Below are 18919 nucleotides of genomic sequence, written 5' to 3'. Positions count from 1 at the left end.
TCAGCGTTCGTCCACAGTCGCCAGCCGACCGCCGTGCAGCACCACCTTTTCGGCCATTCGCGCCGCCACGCTGGGGCTGTGAGTGACCATCAGCAGGGTCGTCGGACTGTCGTCGAGCAGCTCCAGGAGCAACTTCAGCACTTCGTCGCTGGTGCCTTCATCGAGGCTGCCGGTGGGCTCGTCGGCCAACAGCAACTTCGGTTGCGAGGCCAGGGCCCGGCCCAAGGCGACCCGTTGTTGCTGGCCGCCGGAGAGCTGTTCGGGATAGCGCCGCAGCAAATCGCCCAAGCCCAGGCGCTGCACCAGATGCGCCTGCCAGCGCGGATCATGGCGGCCGGCAAGGCGCGCCTGAAACGCCAGGTTGTCCTCCACCCGCAAGCTGCCGATCAGGTTGAACTGCTGGAACACCAGGCCGATTTCGCTGCGTCGCCAGCTCGCCAGTTGCCCTTCGTTCATCTGCTCCAGCCGGTGTTCACCGCTGCGGATGCTGCCGCGATCGACCTTGTCCAGCCCGGCGATCAGGTGCAGCAAGGTGCTTTTGCCACTGCCTGACTCGCCCATCAACGCCAGGCTGCTGCCGGGTTTGAGGGTCAGGTCGACACCTTGCAACACCGGCAAGGGGCCTTGCGGGGTGGCGTAGCTTTTGAAGACACCCTGGACTTCAAGCATGGGAGAACCCGTTCGATGAGCGTGGGCCAAGAATAGCGGCCCGGAATGGTTTTTGTCCGTCGCCGATTGTGGCACTGCCCGGCCACCGCCATGCCGGCACCTCGGTGTCGGTGGACATGGTGCGGGCGATGAGCCCGGAGATGTGCTTCGATTTCCTGGCGATTCGCCGTCAAGCTGCAAGGGAACGGGAAGAAGCTTGGGGAGTTGAAGGGCAGCCTCGACACCTTTGGGCCGCAGTTCAATATCGTTACGCCGTAAACCGCGTCGCGCCCTTCGCGAGCAAGCCCGCTCCCACACTCGATCCGGTGTATGACACAGGTCCAATGTGGGAGCGGGCTTGCTCGCGAAAGCGGTCTATCGGATTACACAGAAACCGCTTCAACCACAGGCATCTGCCACTGCTGCTCGATCACCTGCCGCTCAGGCCCGTACAACCGCAGCACCAGGGTAAACGCTCCAGTCGCCGGCGTCGGCAACCAGTTGCTCTGTTCCTGCGGGGCTGAGGTCTGCATCAACAACGTCAACCCACCATCGCCATCCACCTGCAAGCGATCCCGACTGCTCAAGCAATAACGATCGATCGGATTAGCCACCAACTGCCGGTCCGGCAAGTCGTACAACGTCAACGACCAGAACTCGCTGGCCGGTGGCAGTTGCCCCGGCGCGAAACGCAGTCGATAACGCCGCCCACCCTGCAATGGCTGCCCCTGACTGTCCTGGCGGGTGCCGGTGTAGAACGCCTCTTCGACACTGTTGCCGTAGATGCCGACATGGGCCGCGACGGCGCGGTTGAGGTAATTGCCCTGCATCGCCTCGCGGTTGCCAAACAGGCCGACAGTGCTACGCACCCGCGCCACTGCCGCTTGCAGTTGCGCCTGGGCATCCTGGATGCCGGCGATCAGTGCCTGACGCTCATCCGCGGCTAAGACCGAGAGATCAAAACCCTGGCCGGGCACGATGCCGATCCGCGCGAAACGTGCGCGCAAAGCCTGTTCGGACGGTTGCGTCGGGCACAGCGTAAGGAGGTGATTGAGCACCGCGATAAAGTCCGGTCCCAACCCGGTTTTACTGTCCCACTCCGGCCAGACAATCGCCGGCGCCACAGCGGGCGAGGGTCCGCCGGTGTATTCGTGCAAGGCGCGCAATCGATACTGCTGTTGCAACGCCCGCACCTCGGGCAAGTCGTCGGCGCTTCGCAGCCCGGTGCGCCCGAGCACCATGACGATCGCGGTTTCGCTGCGTAGCACCGCCTTGATCCCGGCCGGTGTCGGCCCCTGCCAATCCGGCCCGGCGATCAGGTAGTCCCCTGCCCCGCGACCGGTGCTGAGCACGCCGACATAGGCAAAATTGTGGGTGTACTGGTCGACCAACTGATGCACGTAGTAGCGGTTGTCGGCGACCGCCGGCACGCTCAACACCTGCGGTTCGCTACGCAGGTCGAGCCAGGCCCAGGAATAAGGCGTGTCGTTGTTCGGGGTGACGATTTCGCGGTTGTTCGGCGTGTACAACTCACTGTAGTGACGGAAGCGATTGAAGCCGCCGACGAACTCCGGCGCCGCGGGGTTTAGCAGTTGTTTTTCCAGCGTCTGGTAGTGCATGAGCATCGGGTAGGCGTAGATCCACGCCTCCCGGGCAATGCCCCGCAGGTCCTTGGAATCGGCGGCGAACAGTCCCCGTGGCAACATCAGGCTGCCGCCCAGTACGCCCATGCAGCCCAACAAACGGCGACGGGTGAAGATCCCGTTCATGGCTCGACCCTCACGATGGTGGGTAAGTGATAACTGCCATCGAGCGCTCCGGCCTTGGGCAGGTACAGGCGCAACAGTAAATTGAACGGACCTTCCGGCGTCGGCAGCCAGTTGCCCTGTTGCGCCGCCTCAGGTGCGTGGGTTTGCAGGAGCAGGGTCAATCCGCCATCGGCGTCATGGCGCAGGTCGGGGCTGCGATCGCCCAGGGCGTAACGCTGGATCGCATTGGCTGCGAGCAACTGGGTCTTGCCGTCATACAAGGTCAGCGACCAGAAGGCATTCACCGGCGGCAATTGCCCGGCCGGGAAATGCAGGCGATAGACATGGCGGCCGTCCAGTACCTGGCCTTGCACATCGTGCAGCGCCATCGGGTACACCGCTTCCACGGCATCGTTGGCGTAGATGTAGCGCCAGGCCACCGCCGCCCGGGTCAGGTCGTCGTCACCGAATTTGCCGACGTTGGTCGGTGAGCGAAACCAGCCTTGTTGCTCTACCGAGAGCTGGCTGGACGCGGCGCGCACCTGTTCGCGGCCGGCTTCGGCGCCTTGGGCGATCGCTGCGCCGAGTCCTGCCGGCGCCTCGAACGCCGCACCGGGCACGATGCCGATGGCGGCAAAGCGAGCGAGTTTTTCCTGTTCGCGGGCGGTCCATCGGTGCAATGGCGCCAGGGCATTGAAGGTGTTGAACAGAGCAGCGGCCGGACCTTGCTTGCTGTCCTGATAAGCCGGCAGTTGCAGCGCTGGCAGCACCTCGGGAGCGTTTGCGGCGATCACTTTTGAAAGCGGCTGCAAGGCATAACCGGTCAGCACTTTTGCTGCCTCTTGCTGGTCGGCCTCGCCCTTGACTTCGGTGCGCCCGAGCAAAAACACCAGTCGACTCGGCGAGCGAATCACGCCGCTGAAACCGGTCGGCACATCGCCCTGCCAGTCCGGCCCCGCGATCAGGTAGCGCCCGGCCTGGTTGCCGGTGGCGCGCGTGCCGATGTAGTCGAGGTTGTCGGTGCGCATGTCGATCAACTGAAAACTGTAGTAGCGTCCTTGCACGGCCGGCACTTGCAGCACCTGCGGTTCGTCGCGCAGGTCGAGCAAGGCGCGGGAATAGAAGGTGTCGTTGTTGGGCGACACCACTTTGTTGTCCTGCGGGCCGAGCAGGCGTGGCTCGCTGTAGAGTCGGTTGAACGGCAGTTTGGCAGCGATGGCGCTGAGCACCTTGTCGTGCTCGACGGTGGCGAAGGCAAACACATAAGCCTCCTGCGCCAGCGCCTTGGCCTGCGGTTGATCGAGGGTCGCAGCGTGAACGGTGCCCAGGCTTGCGCCCAGGGCGAGTGCGGATATCCAGTGGCGCACGGTAGGTCTCCTTGCAGATAAACGACAGCAAACACCATTCCCTTGTGGGAGCGGGCTTGCTCGCGAAATCGGTGTGTCAGACAACATCGCAGTCGACTGACACTCCCTCTTCGCGAGCAAGTCCGCTCCCACATTGGGTTTGCGGTGACTTCGGGTTATTTGGCCCAGCGCCGCAGATCCGACGGGGTGTAGTCGTCGGTCTTGGCGGCGAAGCCGACGCGCATCGGTTCGGTTTCTTCGTTGGCCAGGCCACCGGCGTAATAGCGCCCGGAGATCAGGTCATAGGAAGTTTCCAGCACGTTGTAGGTGAAGCCGTGGTCGTACTGCTGGATCGCATGCAGCTCACCGCTGCGCCACAGCTCGCCGCGACTGTCGTACTGGTCCGACTGGGCGATCTGCCAACTGTCCTCGTCCACGTAGAACCGGCGCTTGGCGTAGATGTGCCGGGCGCCCGGCTTGAGCGTGGCCTCCACCACCCACACCCGATGCTTCTCGTAGCGGGCCAGGTCCTGGTTGACGTGGTTGGGCTTGATCACGTCGTCGTACTTGAGGTCACGGCTGCCGATCTTGTAGCTGTTGTAAGGGATAAACAGCTCCTGCTTGCCCACCAGCTTCCAGTCGAAACGATCCGGCGCGCCGTTGTAGCCGTCGATGTTGTCGGCGGTGATCAGGCCGTTGCTGTAGCGGGCACTGTTGTCGTAGGCGATCATCGGCGCGCGACGCACACGGCGCTGGCCCGGCAGGTACTGCCAGGCCGAACGCGGCTCGGCGACCTGGTCGATCGGTTCATGCACCAGCACCGCTTCACCGGACAGGCGCGCCGGTTCCAGCACCCGGCTCTTGAACATGAACAGAATGTTCGAGCCCGATTCCAGCCCCCCCACGGTGTCGGCGAAGTTGATCAGCGACTGGTTGCGCACGTAGCTGGTGGCGCCGTTTTCACGCACCAGTGCGGCGCTGCTGATGCGCTCGTAGCTGCCGCCGCGATAACGGGTCATGTGGTTCCACATCACCTCCAGGCCTTCGGTGGGCAGCGGAAACGGAATGCCCCGCGCATAGTCGTGCAAGCCATTGCCGCCGTCGGCCATGCTGGTTTTGGCGACGTTGTCGCGGCTCGCCGCCAGCACTTCCTTGGGCAGGTTGGCGCTGCGATGGCTGGGGTAGATGTTCATCTTGTAGCTGTCGGGAAAGCGCTTGAACAAAGCGATTTGCCCGGGGCTGAGAAACTTCTGGTACTGCGCCAGGTTCTGCGCGGTGATGGTGAACAACGGTTTTTCGGCAGCATAGGGATCGCTGTAGCCGCCCTTGCTGTCGACCGTCCCGGCGTTGCTCGCCAGGCCACCGCTCCAGGCCGGAATACTGCCGTCGGCATTGGCCGCCATTTCCGAGCCCATGGGCGTCAGGTTTTTGCCCAGGGCAGCCGAATCGGTGCCTTTGGCCTGGGCCAGGCCGACGCTGCAGGCCAGGGCCAGCACGCACAATTGCATACGCATAACGGTTCTCCTTAGAAGTCTGCCTTGAAGCTGACGGATGCGAAGTCGCGGTCGTCGAGGGTGCTGTAGTCGTTGGAACCGAAGAAGGCGTTGTAGGCCAGTTCCACGCTGTAATCGTTCATGTAGACGCCGGTCAGGCTCACGCCCAGGGCTTGCTGACCTTCCTGGAACGGCCCTTGGGGATCGTAGGAATACCCCTCGACGTCATGCCGCCAGTTGAGTGCCGGGATCAGGTTGATGCCGGGCAGCACGTCGCTGTATTCCAGGCTCGCGCGCAGGCGATAGCCCCACGACCAGTCGGTGGCAAAGCCCTTGTCGGTGCAGTACTGGTTGGTCACACCCGAGGCCACGGTGTTGCACGGTGTGCCGTTGCGCGTCGAGCTGCGACCGAACGCGGCGCTGCGACCCAGGCGCTCATCACCGAGGTCGTCGATGTGCACCACACCGGCCTCGCCGAACAGGTTCAGGCGCGTGGCACCCAGCACGTTATCGATAGCCTGGGTCGCCGAAGCGGTCATCTGCCACACGCCTTTGCGCTCCCACGCGTCAAAACGGTCGCCTCGGTTGACGTTGAACCCGGCTGGCAACTCCACCCAGGAACTGCCTGCCGCACCGGAAATCACCGCGACATTGACGTCCGGCGCGTTGATCGACAGCGGCATGTTCGGCCGATAGCTCACCTCGCCGGCCAGGGAAATCCCGCTGATCGGTTCGACGCCGTTGAGGCTGATGCCGTACAGGCGAATGTCCTCCGGAAACGCCGCCGCATAACTCGGCGCCTGGATGCCGCCGGGGAATGTCCCCCGCGCTCCGATGTTCTTCGCATCGAGGGTGAAGTACGGCAGCCGCGAGTGGTAATTGATGAAGTAGATCGCCGCTTCGGCATCGTTCAGCGCCGGGATCATCTGGCGCAGGGCGAAACCGAACTGGCCGTTGTCCGACGGTGATTCATTGCCCCGGGAGGTGGCGTACAAACCGGCGGCCTGCATCTGCTGGTCGGTCAGGGTCTGGCTCAGGTACAACGGCCCGCAGCCCTTCTGGATCACGTCGCTGGCAGCGAAAAACGTGCCGCAACCATCGAGCACGCTGGGCCTCCAGTTGTACTGGTAGAAGCCTTCGAGGTTGGTGGTATCGGTCAGGCCGAAACTGAAGGAGACCATTTCCACCGGCAACTGGCCTTCCTTGATTTCCACGCCGGGGCGGTTGAAGGCCGAGATGTCCAGCGGGTTGATCACATTGATGCCGTTCTGGATCAGCAGCGACTCGCCCCAGGACAACACCTGGTTGCCGACCTTCACGCTCAGGGGGTGCTCGGCCACCTGGAAGTCTTTCCAGACATAGGCGTCGAGCATTTCGAAGCCCTTGAACTTCGACAGGTCGTCCCAACCTGAATCGTCAAAATCCTTGAACCGCGCCTGGCGGGTTTCGTAGGCGTGGTCGTACCAGTATTTGAAGCGCAGGAACGCGCCCTGGCCCTGGCCATCGAGACTGAAATCGGTCAGGCCCTTGAAGACCTGCGAGATGGGGTCGCCCTTCTCGAAGTTCAGCCGGTTATCGTCGGCGCTGACGCTGGTGCCGTTGGCCTGCACCCCCTGGGCCTGAAAGGCGTTGGCGCGGGTCATGAGGCTCTTGTCGGGGTTTTGCGTCGACCAGCTGCTGCCCAGGCTCAGGGCAGTCTTGGTCGACAGGCTCCAGTCTTCGTTGATCTCGAAGGTGGTCGCGGATGCAGGCCCCGCCAGTAAGGCAAGGATAGCCAGCGCAAGGGGTTGCGGGCGGGGGTGGCCAGGCCGGTTCAGTCGTTGGCGGACTGTGGCTGTGGCCGAGCGTTTTCTTATCATTATTAGGCTCCGGTCAGGATTACTCAGCCTGGTCACGGTGCCTGAGCCTTATCGTCCACACGCAAGCGATGACTGACAAAAAGCAATCATCGGCTGTATCCGATTTACTGTGGGAGCCGGCCTGCCGGCGATGACGGCCTCACAACCGCCGCATGCCCCAAGGCCGCATCCGATCCACTGTAGGAGCAGCCGGTCGACGCTCGATTGCTCCGGGCGGCGTTCCGACGATGGAGGTCAACGATGACGCGGGGAACCTGACACCCCGCGGTGCTCTCAGGTTTTTCGCGAGCAAGCTCGCTCCTACAACCCCAACCGAAACTGCTTCGGCGTAATCCCGAACTGCTTGCGGAACGCCCGGATGAAATTACTTGGCTGCCGATAGCCAAGGCGTTCGGCAATCCGCTCTATGGGCTGATCCCCCGCCGTCAGCCAATGCCGCGCCAGCTCCAGACTGTCGCTGCGGACATGTTGCGCGGCTTCAGTCTGCCAGTGTCGCAACATGCTCTGGTGCAGGAACGGATTGGCGCCTAGCAGGGGTTCGTCGAGAATGGCCAGCGGAACATCAAGGCGCGGATGCGATCCCTGTGAGACTTCGATGCCGACACTGCGCAACCACTCACCGGCCGCCTGCTGCGGGGTCAAGGTCACACCCAGGAACACCTCGCCCGGTGCCCGCCCGAGTCGGCGGGCGATGTTGCGCACGAGGGTCAAGGTGGCCGCATCCAGTCCGAAAAAATGCGGCAATTGCTGAGCAGCGCGCAGGTGCAAGCGAGCCTTTCCGTCAACCTCCTCCAGTTGCGCCTGCACGTAGTTGGTCACACGGGGCAGGAACTCGGTGAAGCAGGCGAGGCTGGCGCGCAGGGTCGTGGCGGAATCGAGCAGTATGTTCAAGCCTTGCAGGCTGGTGGTGGCCATGCCGTTGACCAGTTCGCAGCCAAAAGTGGCCCCGGCGCCCTGGCGCTCGCATTCGTGCCACAGCTGTTCGACCAGGTGCGCGGGAACGCGCAAGCCTTGCCCCTCCAGCAGCGACAGACAGATCCCGGCCCGTTGCAGCAGCTGTTCCTGGCACAGGCCGGAACGCTGGGCATGGCTGAGAATGGTGCGGGTGAATGCACTGGAGGCGAAGGTTTCAGTGGTCATGGCGCACGGCGTCTGGAAGGCAGGCGTGTACTTATGCCAGTCTCTGTGATATCGATCCAATGCATTAAAAGTATCCGCTGAATGCAGGAGACGCATGATGGACCTTCGACAACTTCGCCACCTCGTCGCACTGGCCGACTACCGCAGTTTTGGTCGCGCCGCCGAAGCGATCAACCTCAGCCAGCCGGCCTTCAGCCGCAGCATCCAGACTCTGGAACGGGACCTCGATTGCGCACTGGTGGAGCGCAGCAGTCGCGAATTTCGCCTGACCGGCCAGGGCCAACTGGTGCTGCAGCACGCACGGCGTCTGCTTGCCGGTAGCCAGGCGTTGCACAACGAACTGACCCAATACAACGGTTTGACCGGCGGCGAACTGCACTTCGGCAGTGGCCCTTACCCGGCGCAACTGCTGGTGCCCGAAGCCCTGGCTCAATTCATCCAGGCGCACCCGGCGATCCGCACCCGTTTTCATCTCGGCGACTGGGAGCAATTGGCGCTGTGGTTGCGCGAGCAGCAGATCGAGTTCCTGGTCGCCGATTCGCGCTACTTCACCGGTGACCCGCAATACCAGGTCCAGCTGCTGCGGCCACGGCGCGGACGCTTTTTTTGTCGCATCGATCACCCTCTGGCCAACCGCCAGAACCTGTCGCTGCGTGCCCTGCTCGACTATGCCGTGGTCGGTACGCGCATCCCGCCGATGATCCGCAAGATCCTCGCCGACGTGCAGGGCGAACCCGACTTCAACCCCAGCGTCGAATGCGCGCAATTCGACGCCATCTGCCGCGTGGTCAGGCGCTCCGACGCGGTGGGCATCGCCACCATGGAAGCCCTCGCCGAACAGGTCGACCAGGGGCTCATTCGGCTGCTGGACTTTGTCGACGTGCCCAGCGACGACCCCGGGTTGCTCCTGCATTACGGCATCGTCAGTCGCGTCGGCTATTCCCTGACGCCGGCGGCGCGGGCGATGGTCGAGGCGATCATGCAGGTCGACGAGCATTTGCTGGTGGCGGTTTCGGGGTAAATCGCATCAGGCACGGCGCGACAACGCCGGCTGCGCCTGCAACGCCCGCGGCTCACCCAAGGCCCGCAGCAGGCAATGCACCGCCTCCTCGCGACTGCGTTCGAAGCGATAGCGCGATTCGATGTACAACGCCAGTTTCAGCTCCACCGGTTCCTCCAGCGGCAACGGCACTTGCTGCAAGCCCAGTGCACTGGCAACCCGGCTCGGCAGACTCATGCCGAACGGCTGGCGATCGGTTATCAGGCGCGCGGCCAGGGTACTTTGCGTACTCATCGCCAGGGTCCGGCGCATACCTTTCAAGCCCAGCCGCAGGTCCACCGGGCTGAGGCCGTCGCGGCGGCTGGACACCTGGATCTGCGGTTGTTGGAGATAGGCCTCGAGGGTGCGCGGCGGATCCTTGAGGGCGGCGCCAAAGGCGAACACATAATGATCGGCGGGCAGCACTTGCTTGTACAGGCCGGCCAGCCCGGCCAGCGGTTGGTCGAGGTCGATCAGGATGTCGAGCTTGCCGCTCGCCAGCTCCTGCAAGGCATCGCGCCGCCGCGGCTGGAAGTACCGTACTTGCCAATCGGCATGGGGCGACTCGAGCAGTGCATCGAGCAGCACCGGTTGCAGGCAATCGAGGCAGCTGATGCGCAGCAGCGGATTGTTTTGCCGCGCCGCGGGGATCATGCGCAAGCCCTCGCGCAAGGACTCCAGGGCGGCGCGCACGAAGTCGGCCAGGCGGTGCGCGACCAGCGTCGGGGTCACGCCCAGGCGGCTCTTGATGAACAGCGGATCGCCACACAACTCACGCAGGCGGCGCAGTGCGTTGCTCATGGCCGGTTGCGACAGGCACATCACCTCGGCGGCACGGGTGACACTGCGCTGCTGGTAGATCGCATCGAAGGCGAGCAGCAGGTTCAGGTCGAGCTGGCGTAAATCAAGCATGGTCTTGCTCCGGCAAATCGCTTAACGTCAGGCAGCCTAACCAGTGACTTGATTCAAGCTGTGAGCCCTACATGACAAAAAGCGATCAGCCATTGCAGCCTCAGTCTTTGCCCAATGCGTTCTATGCCCCGACCCTGCTGCCAGCCATCGAAGAACTGCTGGCACGCGGCGTTGCCCGGGAGGCTATCGAAGGCCTGTTCCGGCGCAGCCTGTTCGAGTTGCGCACGCCGTTCATGCGAGTGCCGCTGTTCCTGTCGCGGCGCTTCTGGGCGTTTGCGCTGGAGCAGACCGGCGACCCGCTGATCGGCCTGGCGGCGGGTCGACGCTTCGTGTCCACCGCCACCAACGGCCTGACTTACCTGTTCGACGTCGCGGCGTCCCTGGACAGCGCTTGCCAATATTTCGTGCGGTTCTTTCCGTTTTTCAACGGGCATTTCCAGGCACAGGTGGTACGCGACAAGGACGGCGTCGAGCTGCGCCTGCTCGATGCCGGCAGCGTCAAGGCCAGTGCGGCGACCGCAGACTACATCCTCATCAGCTTGTGCAGCATGCTGCGTCGAAAATTCCTCGCCAGCGGCCTGGCGCGTGACCCGATCCTCGCGGTCAGCCTGGTCGGCGCCTGTCCGGCCAACGCCCAGGACCACGAGCAAGCGTTCCGGGTAGCGGTACGCTGGGGGATGGCACAGTATGCGATTCACCTCGATCCACAGCTGTTCGTCACCGCGCTCACCCCCGGTAACCATGAGCTGGAACAGACCCTCGTGGAATTGCTGGAGCAAACCCGGCGCAACAGTGAGCCGACCCTGCTCGAGCAGGTCAGCGACTACGTGATCGCTGAACTCGCCGTCGCCCACTGGCAGCAGTTCTGCACCCGCCAGCACATGCTCGAACGCACCGCGGCCCGGCGCTTGAAGTCCCTGGGCTGGAGTTTTTCCGAGTTGCTGGACGAGTACCGCCGCTACCGCGCCGAAGATTTCCTACAGGAGGCGGACCTGGAACTGGTCGAGATTTCCGACCGGTTGGGCTACAGCGACGTGCAGAGCTTCAACCGGGCGTGCTTGCGGTGGCTGGGGTGTGCGCCTGGGGTCTATCGCGGGCGGCTGGGGTTGTGTCGCAATGACTGAGCGTAACTAGCAAAAGATCAGAAACCCGCTATTACGTTAGTAGCCACTTCATTCATTGCAGATCGTCACAGGTGCGCCCCACGATGCGAAATCCACTGCAGCATTCGAGCGTTCGTTATGGCTTTTTACTGTGCGTTATCACAATGGGGCTGACCGCTTGTACCAGCGACGAGAAGTACAATGCACCTAAAGAAATTACTCGCCCCCCTATCGATGACAGCGAGACTTCGTCTGTGCGAGTCACGACCAGCTGGCTACAACATTCACTGACTCAAGCTGGCTGTCTGCAGCACGCCAGGGCGGCGCTTGCAAAAGCGAGATATTTTGTTGAAGCAGGAGAAAGATCAGTCTACGGGTTGCGTGAAGGCATGACTTTTTCGATTCGCTGCGACTACGAAGGCGTTGCTTTTTTTGCAGTGGCGTACCGCCAAAGGCCAAGTACTCAAACCCAGGATCGGATCTTGAATGAGATCACCCGGCTATTTTAAGGACTGCAAACACACCAGACGACATTTCTCCTGTTTCTCCCTTGCGGGCCCCTGAGAGGGCCACTTTCCGCTGCTATGCTGATAGCACCTGTTTCTGCACTTGAGACGAGCAGCATGGCAGCACAAGGGAAGCCTTCCCCGTTCACGTTCAAGGTCATGGCCGGCTCGGCCGGAGTTTTCCTTGTCGCCTGGGCCGCCATGAAGCTGCTCGACACTCACTTCGACCTGACGTTGCTGGCCGATACCACGGGCTGGCTGCCAGTTCTTTGGGAATGGCTATGGCTGGAAACGCCAATACCGAACTGGTCGCTGCTGATGATTATCGCGATTTTGATCAGCACGCTGTCTGTTGCGATTTACTACGCCCGCATCACTGATGGAGCTTACGGTGAGTTACACGAGTTAGAGCGAAGAATTTACAAAAAGAACAACCCTCAGTTCCCCCAGTTGACAGATGACCAAACGATTCTGATGGAAGCTTTGGCCTATCACGCGAGCTTCAGAAAAATTGCGAACCTGAGCTCGGTTTGCAAACTTGTCTCACTCAGTACGTCGGAAGTTGAAACCGGTCTAAAGCAACTCCAGGTCAAAGGTCTTGTGAGGCAAAAAGTGACACGGGGTACGTTCGGCACCACCACTTTTGAACTGACCCTGGCCGGGAAGGATTACGCGTTGGACCGGCTGGAGCTGACGTAGGAGCTGCCGCAGGCTGCGATCTTTTGACTTTGCTTTTTAACAGCAAGATCAAAAGATCGCAGCCTGCGGCAGCTCCTACAGGGGGATGGGGTGGCTGTCAGGCCCCCACCGCCGCCGTGTTGCGTTTTTGTAAAGCGCGCACCACCGACGTTCGCCCACGGGAACGCTATAGTTAATGACCTTGGGGAAACGCGCGAAAACCGATGCCGCAGGTGCTGCCATGAACACAACCGTACCCACGCTGTTACTTGCCCTGTGCCTGGCTGCCAGCAGCGCCCAGGCGGATGACAGTGCGATGCAAACCGAAGAATCCAGCAGTGAATTCAACTACTACGGCGCCGACCAGCCCTTTGCCCATCCGGCGCCTCCAACCCTGAGCACGGTGCCGCCGGGATCGTACATCCCGACATCGCCCCAGACCTTCACCCCGGTGTCGAGCGAGCACGTATTCTCCGATTCCCGATTGCCAACGGTCGCCGATACCACCGTGCGCGTGTTCATTCGCACCTACGACGCCGTACACGGCGTCTACGTGAACCAGGAGGTCCTCGACCCGACCTGCATGCTCGCCTGCCTCAGCAACCCGAGCCCGGCCTTGTAACAACTTGCAGCTTGAGACTGCAAACTGACAGCTGCTCCTCTACCACTGACGCTTGTCCGGCCGCGCCAGGCCAAGCTTCTCGATCCGGTAGCGCAGCATGTCGCGGCTCAGGCCCAAAAGCCGCGCGGACTTGGTGACGTTCCAGTCGGTCTTGTCGAGCATCTTGCGCACCATGTCGCGCTCCACTTCCGGCAGGTTCATCGATTCGTTGCCGTTATAGGCCGCGCGCGGTTCGCTCGGTGGCAGCTCATGGGTAAACATCGCCGGCTCGTCCACCAAGCTCAGGCAGACGTTCAACTGGTGGGCGGCAATGGTGTCGTGTTGCGCCAGCAAGACGGTCTGCTCGAGCATGTTGCGCAGTTCGCGCACGTTGCCCGGCCAGGTGTAGTTGAGCAGCAGTTCCTCGGCCTGCTCGCTGAACCGCAGGTGCGGCTTGCCGTAGCGTTTGCCATGGGTCGCCAGGAAGTGCCGGGCCAGCAGCAGGATATCTTCGCCACGGGCATACAGGCGCGGCACCTTGATCGAAATGATGCGCAGGCGGAAGAACAGGTCGCGGCGGAACTTGCCCTGCTGGACCATTTGCTCGAGGTTGCAGTTGGTGGCGCTGATCACCCGCAGGTCGACCTTGCGCTCTTTCACCGAACCGACCCGGCGGATGGTCCGGTCTTCCAGCAATTTGAGCAGCTTGGCCTGCAGAATCAGGTCCATTTCGCCGATTTCATCGAGAAACAGGGTGCCGCCGTCGGCCGCTTCCACCAGCCCCAGGCGACGGTCCTTGGCATCGGTGAAGGCGCCCTTCTCGTGACCGAACAGCTCCGACTCCACCAGGTTGGAAGGAATCGAGGCGCAGTTGAACTCGATGAACGGGCCTTTGCTGCGCGGACCGTCGAAATGCAGTGCCCGCGCCACCAGTTCCTTGCCGGTACCGGTCTCGCCTTCAACCAGCACCGGCGGCAAATCGGTGTTGGCCATGCGCCGCTCAGCGTCGAGCAACTGGGCGATGGTGCCCTTGAGGTAGACCATCGGTGCCGATTCGCCGATCAATGCCTGCACCCCTGATTTCTGCGCCTCGCGCTCCTGGTAGAACGACAGTGTGCGCTCCATCCGGTCGGTGGCCAGGGCCTTGTCCAGCAGCAGCTTGAGCTCCGGCAGCGCCACCGGTTTGGTCACGTAGTGAAACGCGCCCTCTTTCATCGCCACCACGGCGTCTTCGACGTTGCCGTAGCCGGTCATCATGATCACTTTCAGATCCGGCGCGCTGATGCGCAGCTTCTGGATCAGGTCGTGACCACTCATGCCCGGCAACGAGTTGTCGGTCAGCACCACATCCGGAAGAAAGGTGCTCAACTGCGACAGCGCGTCTTCGGCCGAGTGGCAGACGGTCACTTCGAAGTCCTTGCGCTCCAGGTAAGTCTGGATATTCTCCGCGAGCAGCTCATCATCCTCGACCAGCAGTATGCTGTGCTCCATATTCCCCTCCCGTTGCCACTTTGAAATTGAGACAGACGCGGGTTCCTTCCTGCTCTTGGCTGGTCAGTTCGACCGAGCCTTCGAAGCGCTCCATTATTCTTTTGACCAGGGCCAGGCCCACGCCCAACCCTCCCTGTTTGGTGGTGAAGAACGGCTTGAAGACCATTTGCTGTTGCTGCCTGGTCATGCCCTTGCCGGTGTCGTTGAGGACCATGCACACCTGATCGGGGGCCGGTGTTTCAATGTCGATACTCAGTACGCCGCCCTTGGGCATGGCTTCCAGCGCGTTGGCGAACAGACTATTGAGAATCTGTGTGAGCAACACCTGTTGGCTGACGACCGGTGGCACCGTCCTGGGCGTGAAGCGCACTTCGACGTTCGAGCGCTGGATCTGTGGGGCGAAGGCGCTCAAGGTGTCGTCGATGGCCAGCACCAGGTCGACGCTTTCCTGATCGTCGTTGACCGGGCGCAAGGACACCAGCAACTCACGGACCCAGCGTGACATGCGATCGACCTGGCCGATGATGTCGCCGATGTTCTTCTGCGCGGGCTGGCTGGCGATTTCCTGGGCCATTTCGGCGCTGGAACGAATATTGGCCAGCGGATTGCGCAGGCTGTGGGCGACCGCCGAGGACATTTCCCCCAGGGCGACGAAGGTTTCGTTGGCGACCAGCTGTTTCTGCTGGCTATGCAACAGCAGGGCCGCACGGCGCACGATCCAGAACAACCCCAGGTAGATCACCGCGCCGCCGAGCAATGTGGTCAGCCAGATCGCCTTGAACCCGCGCTGGATGCGCGCTATCAGGTCCACCGGTTCCTTGTAGATCTCGACCATGGCGACCACTTTGCTTTTGTCGGCGTTGAACATTGGAATGTAGTTCTCGACGAACAGGTACTGGGGGTCATGCAGCAAGCGTTGCTCAGGACGCTCCTCGTCGATCTCGTGGTAGCTGGTGGACACCGCTTCCTTCATTTCGAAGGACTCGTCCAGTTCCTCGTCATTGTCGATGCGCACACCGACCAGCTCGGGGTTGGTCGACCAGACCACGGTACGATCCATGGCGTACACCGTGGCCAGCAGAAGGTCTGGCAGGTGTTCGACATGATCAAGAAACTCGATGCGCGAAGCGGTACGGGCGCCCGAGTCGACGTCCGGATAGGCGGCGTCAGCGCGCGGGTCGAGCATTTCGCCCATGGTGCGGTTCGGCGAAATCGCGGCATGGCGAATTTCGGCGGCGCCCATGGCTTGCACGAATTGCGCGGTCAGCATGGAGTCGCGCTCGATACTCTCCTCGACCACGAAACGCGTGGAAATGTAGCCCAGGCCCAATGCCACGCCGGCAATGATGAAAAAACTCGCCACGGAAAACCAGCGCACCAGATTGAACGGCGGCCGCCAATCCTTGGCCTCTGCTGCCGGCGTATCCGGCGTTGATTGCAGTATCTGCATGGGATGTCCTGGTAGCTTGAGACAAGCGTTTTCAGCCGCATTCCCGATCAGTGTAGGTGGCATTGACCGTCACAGACTGCCCGATAAAGCTATTTCGCCACTATTGCACCCGCGCCATGTCGGGCGCGGCGACGGCGTGCTGGTGCTGCGCTTCCTCGGCGTCGATGACCAGAGGTGTGAGCAACGGCTGCTGGCGCTCGGTTTCTTCCTGCAGGAACTCGATGATCGACTGCGCCGAGTGCTCATCCATGCGCAGGTTGGGCATCGGGATCTTGTCGAAGCGCTCGAACAGCTCCATGGCAATCGGGTCTTTTTCGGCCAGCATGCGGTCGGGCTCGCGGATCCAGCGGCTCAGCCAGGCCGGATCGCGCTGGCGGGTCACGCCGACCAGATCCGGACCGATGCTGCGCATGCCGATACCCTGCCCGTCCAACGGGCCGAGGCTGTGGCACGACGCGCAACGGGTGCGGAACAATTCTTCGCCGTTGCTCGGCGGGCGAATCTCGGGCGCATTGGCGTAGCTTTCGCCCATGCTCGGTTGTTTCCAGTTATGCAAGGTATTGGCCAATTGGTCGGCCAGGATCCACGGGTTCTCGAAGGGCGAGGCTTTCATCCAGCGACCGGTTTGCTGGTTACCGACGATCAGGCTCAGGTTGTGGTCCTTGCTGCGGCCGTTGTCGACGCCTTCGATGAACAGCCCGAGTTTTTGCCGCAACTCGGTGACGTCGCCGAACTCGCCGGTGAGGAACTGCCAGCCCGGCCCGACCTGGAAGCGTTGCGCATAGGCCTTGAGTACCCCGGGGGTGTCGCTCAAGGGATCGATGCTGATGGAGTAGAAGAAGATGTCCTTGCCGACCCGATCACCGAGCAGTTTCTGCACCTGGCGCAGCCGCGCGGTTTCCAGCGGACAGGAGTCGCTGCACGAGGTGAAGATGAAATTGATCACCACCACCTTGCCCTTGATCAGGTCATCGAAAAAATGCACCTGCCGACCGTCCTGGTCGGTCAGCAGGGTGTTGGGGAAATAGTCGCTACCCCACGGCGTGGTGGATTCGCCGGCTACCGGAACGGGTGTCGACGGTGTCTGGCTGGCGACCAGCAGCTGGCTGGCCAGCAGGCCCGTCACCAATATCAGCACCAGGTGCATGCCCAGGGCTTGCGTACGTGCGGTATCCATCACCAGCCGCCTCTAACGTATGAAGGGGGTGATGGGGCTAGTGCAAAGAGCCGGCCAAACTTGTAACTGTTTTATACAAAGGCATTAACATTCTATAAAACAATGGCTTATCGACATCACTTTGCCACGATGGGAATGGCGACTGGGGAATGGCACCCGCTAGCGGGGAAATTTCACACCCATTTTCAGGGGACGCGTTTGAACGTCAGGCTGACGCGGGTGCCCTCGCCCTCGCGGCTGTCCAGGGCCACCGTCCCGCCAAATCGTTCCATGATGCGCTTGACCAGCACCAGCCCGACACCGAGCCCGCCTTGCTTGGTAGTGAAAAACGGGCGGAACGCCATGCGCCGCTGCTCCTCGGTCATGCCTTTGCCGGTATCGCTCACCACCACGCGAACATTCTGGGCATCGATGGGCGCCATGGCGATGGTCAGGGTTCCGCCTTCGTCCATGGCCTCCAGGGCATTGGCCAGCAAACTGTTGAGGATCTGCGTCAGCTGCACCTGCTGGCTCAGCACCATCGGCGTGCCTATGGGTTCGAACAGCACATTGACCCGGGCCTTGACGATCTGTTGCTCGAACGCAGCGAGGCTGTCGTATAGCGCCGACACCAGGTTGACCGGCTCGACGTCGTCATTGAGTGGCCGCAGGGACTGCAGCAACTCCCGCACCCACTTCGACATGCGATCGACCTGGCCGATGATGTCGTTGATGTTCTTGTGCGCCGGGCCACTGTCGAACTCCAGTGCCAGCTCGGCGCTCGAGCGAATGGTCGCCAGGGGATTGCGCAGGCTGTGGGCAACGGCCGACGACATCTCGCCCAGGGCGACGAAGGTTTCGTTGGTGATCAGCTGCTTCTGTTGCGTCGCCAGCAGGTTCGCCGCCCGCCGCACGATCCAGTACAGCCCCAGGTAGATCAGGCCGCCGCCCAGGGCCGTGGCCAGCCATATCAGCACCAGGCCGCGTTCCATGCGGTTGATCAGGTCCTTGGGTTCCTTGTAGATCTCGACCATCGCCGTGACGTTCTTGCCTTCGGCATCGAACAGCGGAATGTAGTTTTCGATGAAGATGTATTCCGGCGGCGTGATGAACTTCTGTTCCATGCGAGCCTGGTCGACATCGTGATAGCTGGCCGACACGGGGGTCTTCGAGGCGAAGGCCTGGTCGAGGTCTTCGTCGGCGTGAATCGTGGTGCCCATCAGGGCCGGGTTGGTCGACCAGATGATCATGCGGTCGGGGGCGTAGATGTTGGCCAGGATCACATCCGGCAAATGTTCGATGTGATCGAGGAACTCGCCCCGGGCGTTGGCCCGCGCCAGCGGGTCGACGTCGGGAAATTCCCGGTCCTTGCGCGGGTCGAGCAGCTCGCCCATGGTCCGCACATTGGGAATCGACACATGCCGCACCTCGGCGGAGGCAATCGCCTGGATGAATTGCGAAGTCAGCAGGGCATCGCGCTGCACGCTTTCGGTAATCACGAATTTGGTCGACACCGAGCCCAGCGCCACCGCCACCGTGCCGATCACCGCCATGCTGATGAGCGAAAACCAGCGCAGCAGATTGAACGGCTGTTTGCGTGAGCTCAAGCGAATCTCGCCCTGGTCGGACGCCAGTGTCTTTGCAAGCATGGTCATGGACAGTGTTCCCGCAAAACCCCTATAGGTTTATAGCGCACTACTCGCCGTTTGCCCGTTCCCGGGTCCTGCCCCTCCCCCTATTCCCCACCAC

17 protein-coding genes are annotated in these 18919 nt (G+C 62.0%); 6 read left to right on the top strand and 11 right to left on the bottom strand.

Annotated elements, in window-relative coordinates; all coding sequences use genetic code 11:
• Nucleotides 1–669, bottom strand: coding sequence for an ABC transporter ATP-binding protein (locus tag SOP85_RS20405; RefSeq protein ID WP_274076872.1), 669 nt, complete (start codon nt 667–669; stop codon nt 1–3).
• Between the two features lie 204 nt (nt 670–873).
• Between SOP85_RS20405 and SOP85_RS31435 the strand changes: the two genes are divergently transcribed.
• Nucleotides 874–927 carry a hypothetical protein gene (locus SOP85_RS31435; RefSeq protein WP_442967931.1) on the top strand — a complete coding sequence of 18 codons (54 nt, stop codon included), beginning with the start codon at nt 874–876 and terminating at the stop codon, nt 925–927.
• A gap of 104 nt (nt 928–1031) precedes the next feature.
• Here the strand turns inward: SOP85_RS31435 and SOP85_RS20400 are convergent, their stop codons facing one another.
• From SOP85_RS20400 to SOP85_RS20380, 5 genes are all read right to left on the bottom strand, one after another.
• Nucleotides 1032–2417 carry a DUF1254 domain-containing protein gene (locus SOP85_RS20400; protein WP_323628047.1) on the bottom strand — a complete coding sequence of 462 codons (1386 nt, stop codon included), beginning with the start codon at nt 2415–2417 and terminating at the stop codon, nt 1032–1034.
• Nucleotides 2414–3763 carry a DUF1254 domain-containing protein gene (locus tag SOP85_RS20395; protein WP_323628046.1) on the bottom strand — a complete coding sequence of 450 codons (1350 nt, stop codon included), beginning with the start codon at nt 3761–3763 and terminating at the stop codon, nt 2414–2416. Before SOP85_RS20395 ends, SOP85_RS20400 begins: the two co-directional genes overlap by 4 nt.
• A 155-nt stretch (nt 3764–3918) precedes the next feature.
• A complete protein-coding gene (locus SOP85_RS20390) occupies nt 3919–5256 on the bottom strand; it encodes a DUF1329 domain-containing protein (RefSeq protein WP_274076866.1) in 1338 nt (445 codons plus the stop codon).
• 11 nt (nt 5257–5267) lie between these two features.
• On the bottom strand, nt 5268–7094 hold the full coding sequence (locus SOP85_RS20385; RefSeq protein WP_323628045.1) for a DUF1302 domain-containing protein: 1827 nt from the start codon (nt 7092–7094) through the stop codon (nt 5268–5270).
• A gap of 300 nt (nt 7095–7394) precedes the next feature.
• Entirely contained in the window at nt 7395–8234 is an 840-nt protein-coding gene (locus SOP85_RS20380) for an AraC family transcriptional regulator (protein ID WP_323628044.1), read from the bottom strand.
• 97 nt (nt 8235–8331) lie between these two features.
• Here SOP85_RS20380 and SOP85_RS20375 point away from each other — a divergent pair, with 97 nt between their 5' ends.
• Nucleotides 8332–9255 carry a LysR family transcriptional regulator gene (locus SOP85_RS20375; protein WP_323628043.1) on the top strand — a complete coding sequence of 308 codons (924 nt, stop codon included), beginning with the start codon at nt 8332–8334 and terminating at the stop codon, nt 9253–9255.
• 6 nt (nt 9256–9261) lie between these two features.
• Here the strand turns inward: SOP85_RS20375 and SOP85_RS20370 are convergent, their stop codons facing one another.
• Nucleotides 9262–10185 carry a LysR family transcriptional regulator gene (locus tag SOP85_RS20370; RefSeq protein WP_323628042.1) on the bottom strand — a complete coding sequence of 308 codons (924 nt, stop codon included), beginning with the start codon at nt 10183–10185 and terminating at the stop codon, nt 9262–9264.
• Nucleotides 10186–10256: 71 nt separating this feature from the next.
• On the opposite strand from SOP85_RS20370, the gene SOP85_RS20365 reads away from it, so the two are divergent.
• The 4 genes from SOP85_RS20365 to SOP85_RS20350 all read left to right on the top strand — a co-directional run bounded on the left by SOP85_RS20365 (nt 10257) and on the right by SOP85_RS20350 (nt 13094).
• Nucleotides 10257–11309, top strand: coding sequence for an AraC family transcriptional regulator ligand-binding domain-containing protein (locus SOP85_RS20365; RefSeq protein ID WP_323628041.1), 1053 nt, complete (start codon nt 10257–10259; stop codon nt 11307–11309).
• Between the two features lie 83 nt (nt 11310–11392).
• Entirely contained in the window at nt 11393–11797 is a 405-nt protein-coding gene (locus SOP85_RS20360; RefSeq protein ID WP_274076860.1) for a hypothetical protein, read from the top strand.
• A 114-nt stretch (nt 11798–11911) separates the two neighbouring features.
• Nucleotides 11912–12493 carry a hypothetical protein gene (locus SOP85_RS20355; protein ID WP_323628040.1) on the top strand — a complete coding sequence of 194 codons (582 nt, stop codon included), beginning with the start codon at nt 11912–11914 and terminating at the stop codon, nt 12491–12493.
• 220 nt (nt 12494–12713) lie between these two features.
• Nucleotides 12714–13094, top strand: a complete 381-nt coding sequence (locus tag SOP85_RS20350) for a hypothetical protein (RefSeq protein WP_323628039.1) — start codon at nt 12714–12716, stop codon at nt 13092–13094.
• 39 nt (nt 13095–13133) lie between these two features.
• On the opposite strand, the gene SOP85_RS20345 is transcribed toward SOP85_RS20350, so the two are convergent.
• The 4 genes from SOP85_RS20345 to SOP85_RS20330 all read right to left on the bottom strand — a co-directional run bounded on the left by SOP85_RS20345 (nt 13134) and on the right by SOP85_RS20330 (nt 18825).
• Nucleotides 13134–14564, bottom strand: a complete 1431-nt coding sequence (locus SOP85_RS20345) for a sigma-54-dependent transcriptional regulator (protein WP_274076857.1) — start codon at nt 14562–14564, stop codon at nt 13134–13136.
• On the bottom strand, nt 14533–16014 hold the full coding sequence (locus SOP85_RS20340) for a sensor histidine kinase (protein WP_323609232.1): 1482 nt from the start codon (nt 16012–16014) through the stop codon (nt 14533–14535). Before SOP85_RS20340 ends, SOP85_RS20345 begins: the two co-directional genes overlap by 32 nt.
• Nucleotides 16015–16114: 100 nt before the next feature.
• Nucleotides 16115–17191: an SCO family protein gene (locus tag SOP85_RS20335; protein WP_323628038.1), complete on the bottom strand. Its 1077-nt coding sequence runs from the start codon at nt 17189–17191 to the stop codon at nt 16115–16117.
• Between the two features lie 185 nt (nt 17192–17376).
• Entirely contained in the window at nt 17377–18825 is a 1449-nt protein-coding gene (locus SOP85_RS20330; RefSeq protein ID WP_323628037.1) for a HAMP domain-containing sensor histidine kinase, read from the bottom strand.
• Between the last annotated feature and the right edge of the window lie 94 nt (nt 18826–18919).

The organism is Pseudomonas sp. YuFO20, from assembly GCF_035064975.1.
Taxonomy (GTDB): Bacteria; Pseudomonadota; Gammaproteobacteria; order Pseudomonadales; family Pseudomonadaceae; genus Aquipseudomonas; species Aquipseudomonas putida_AE.
The sequence above is the reverse complement of the archived record's forward strand: the minus strand, read 5'-3'. Positions and strand labels throughout refer to the sequence as shown.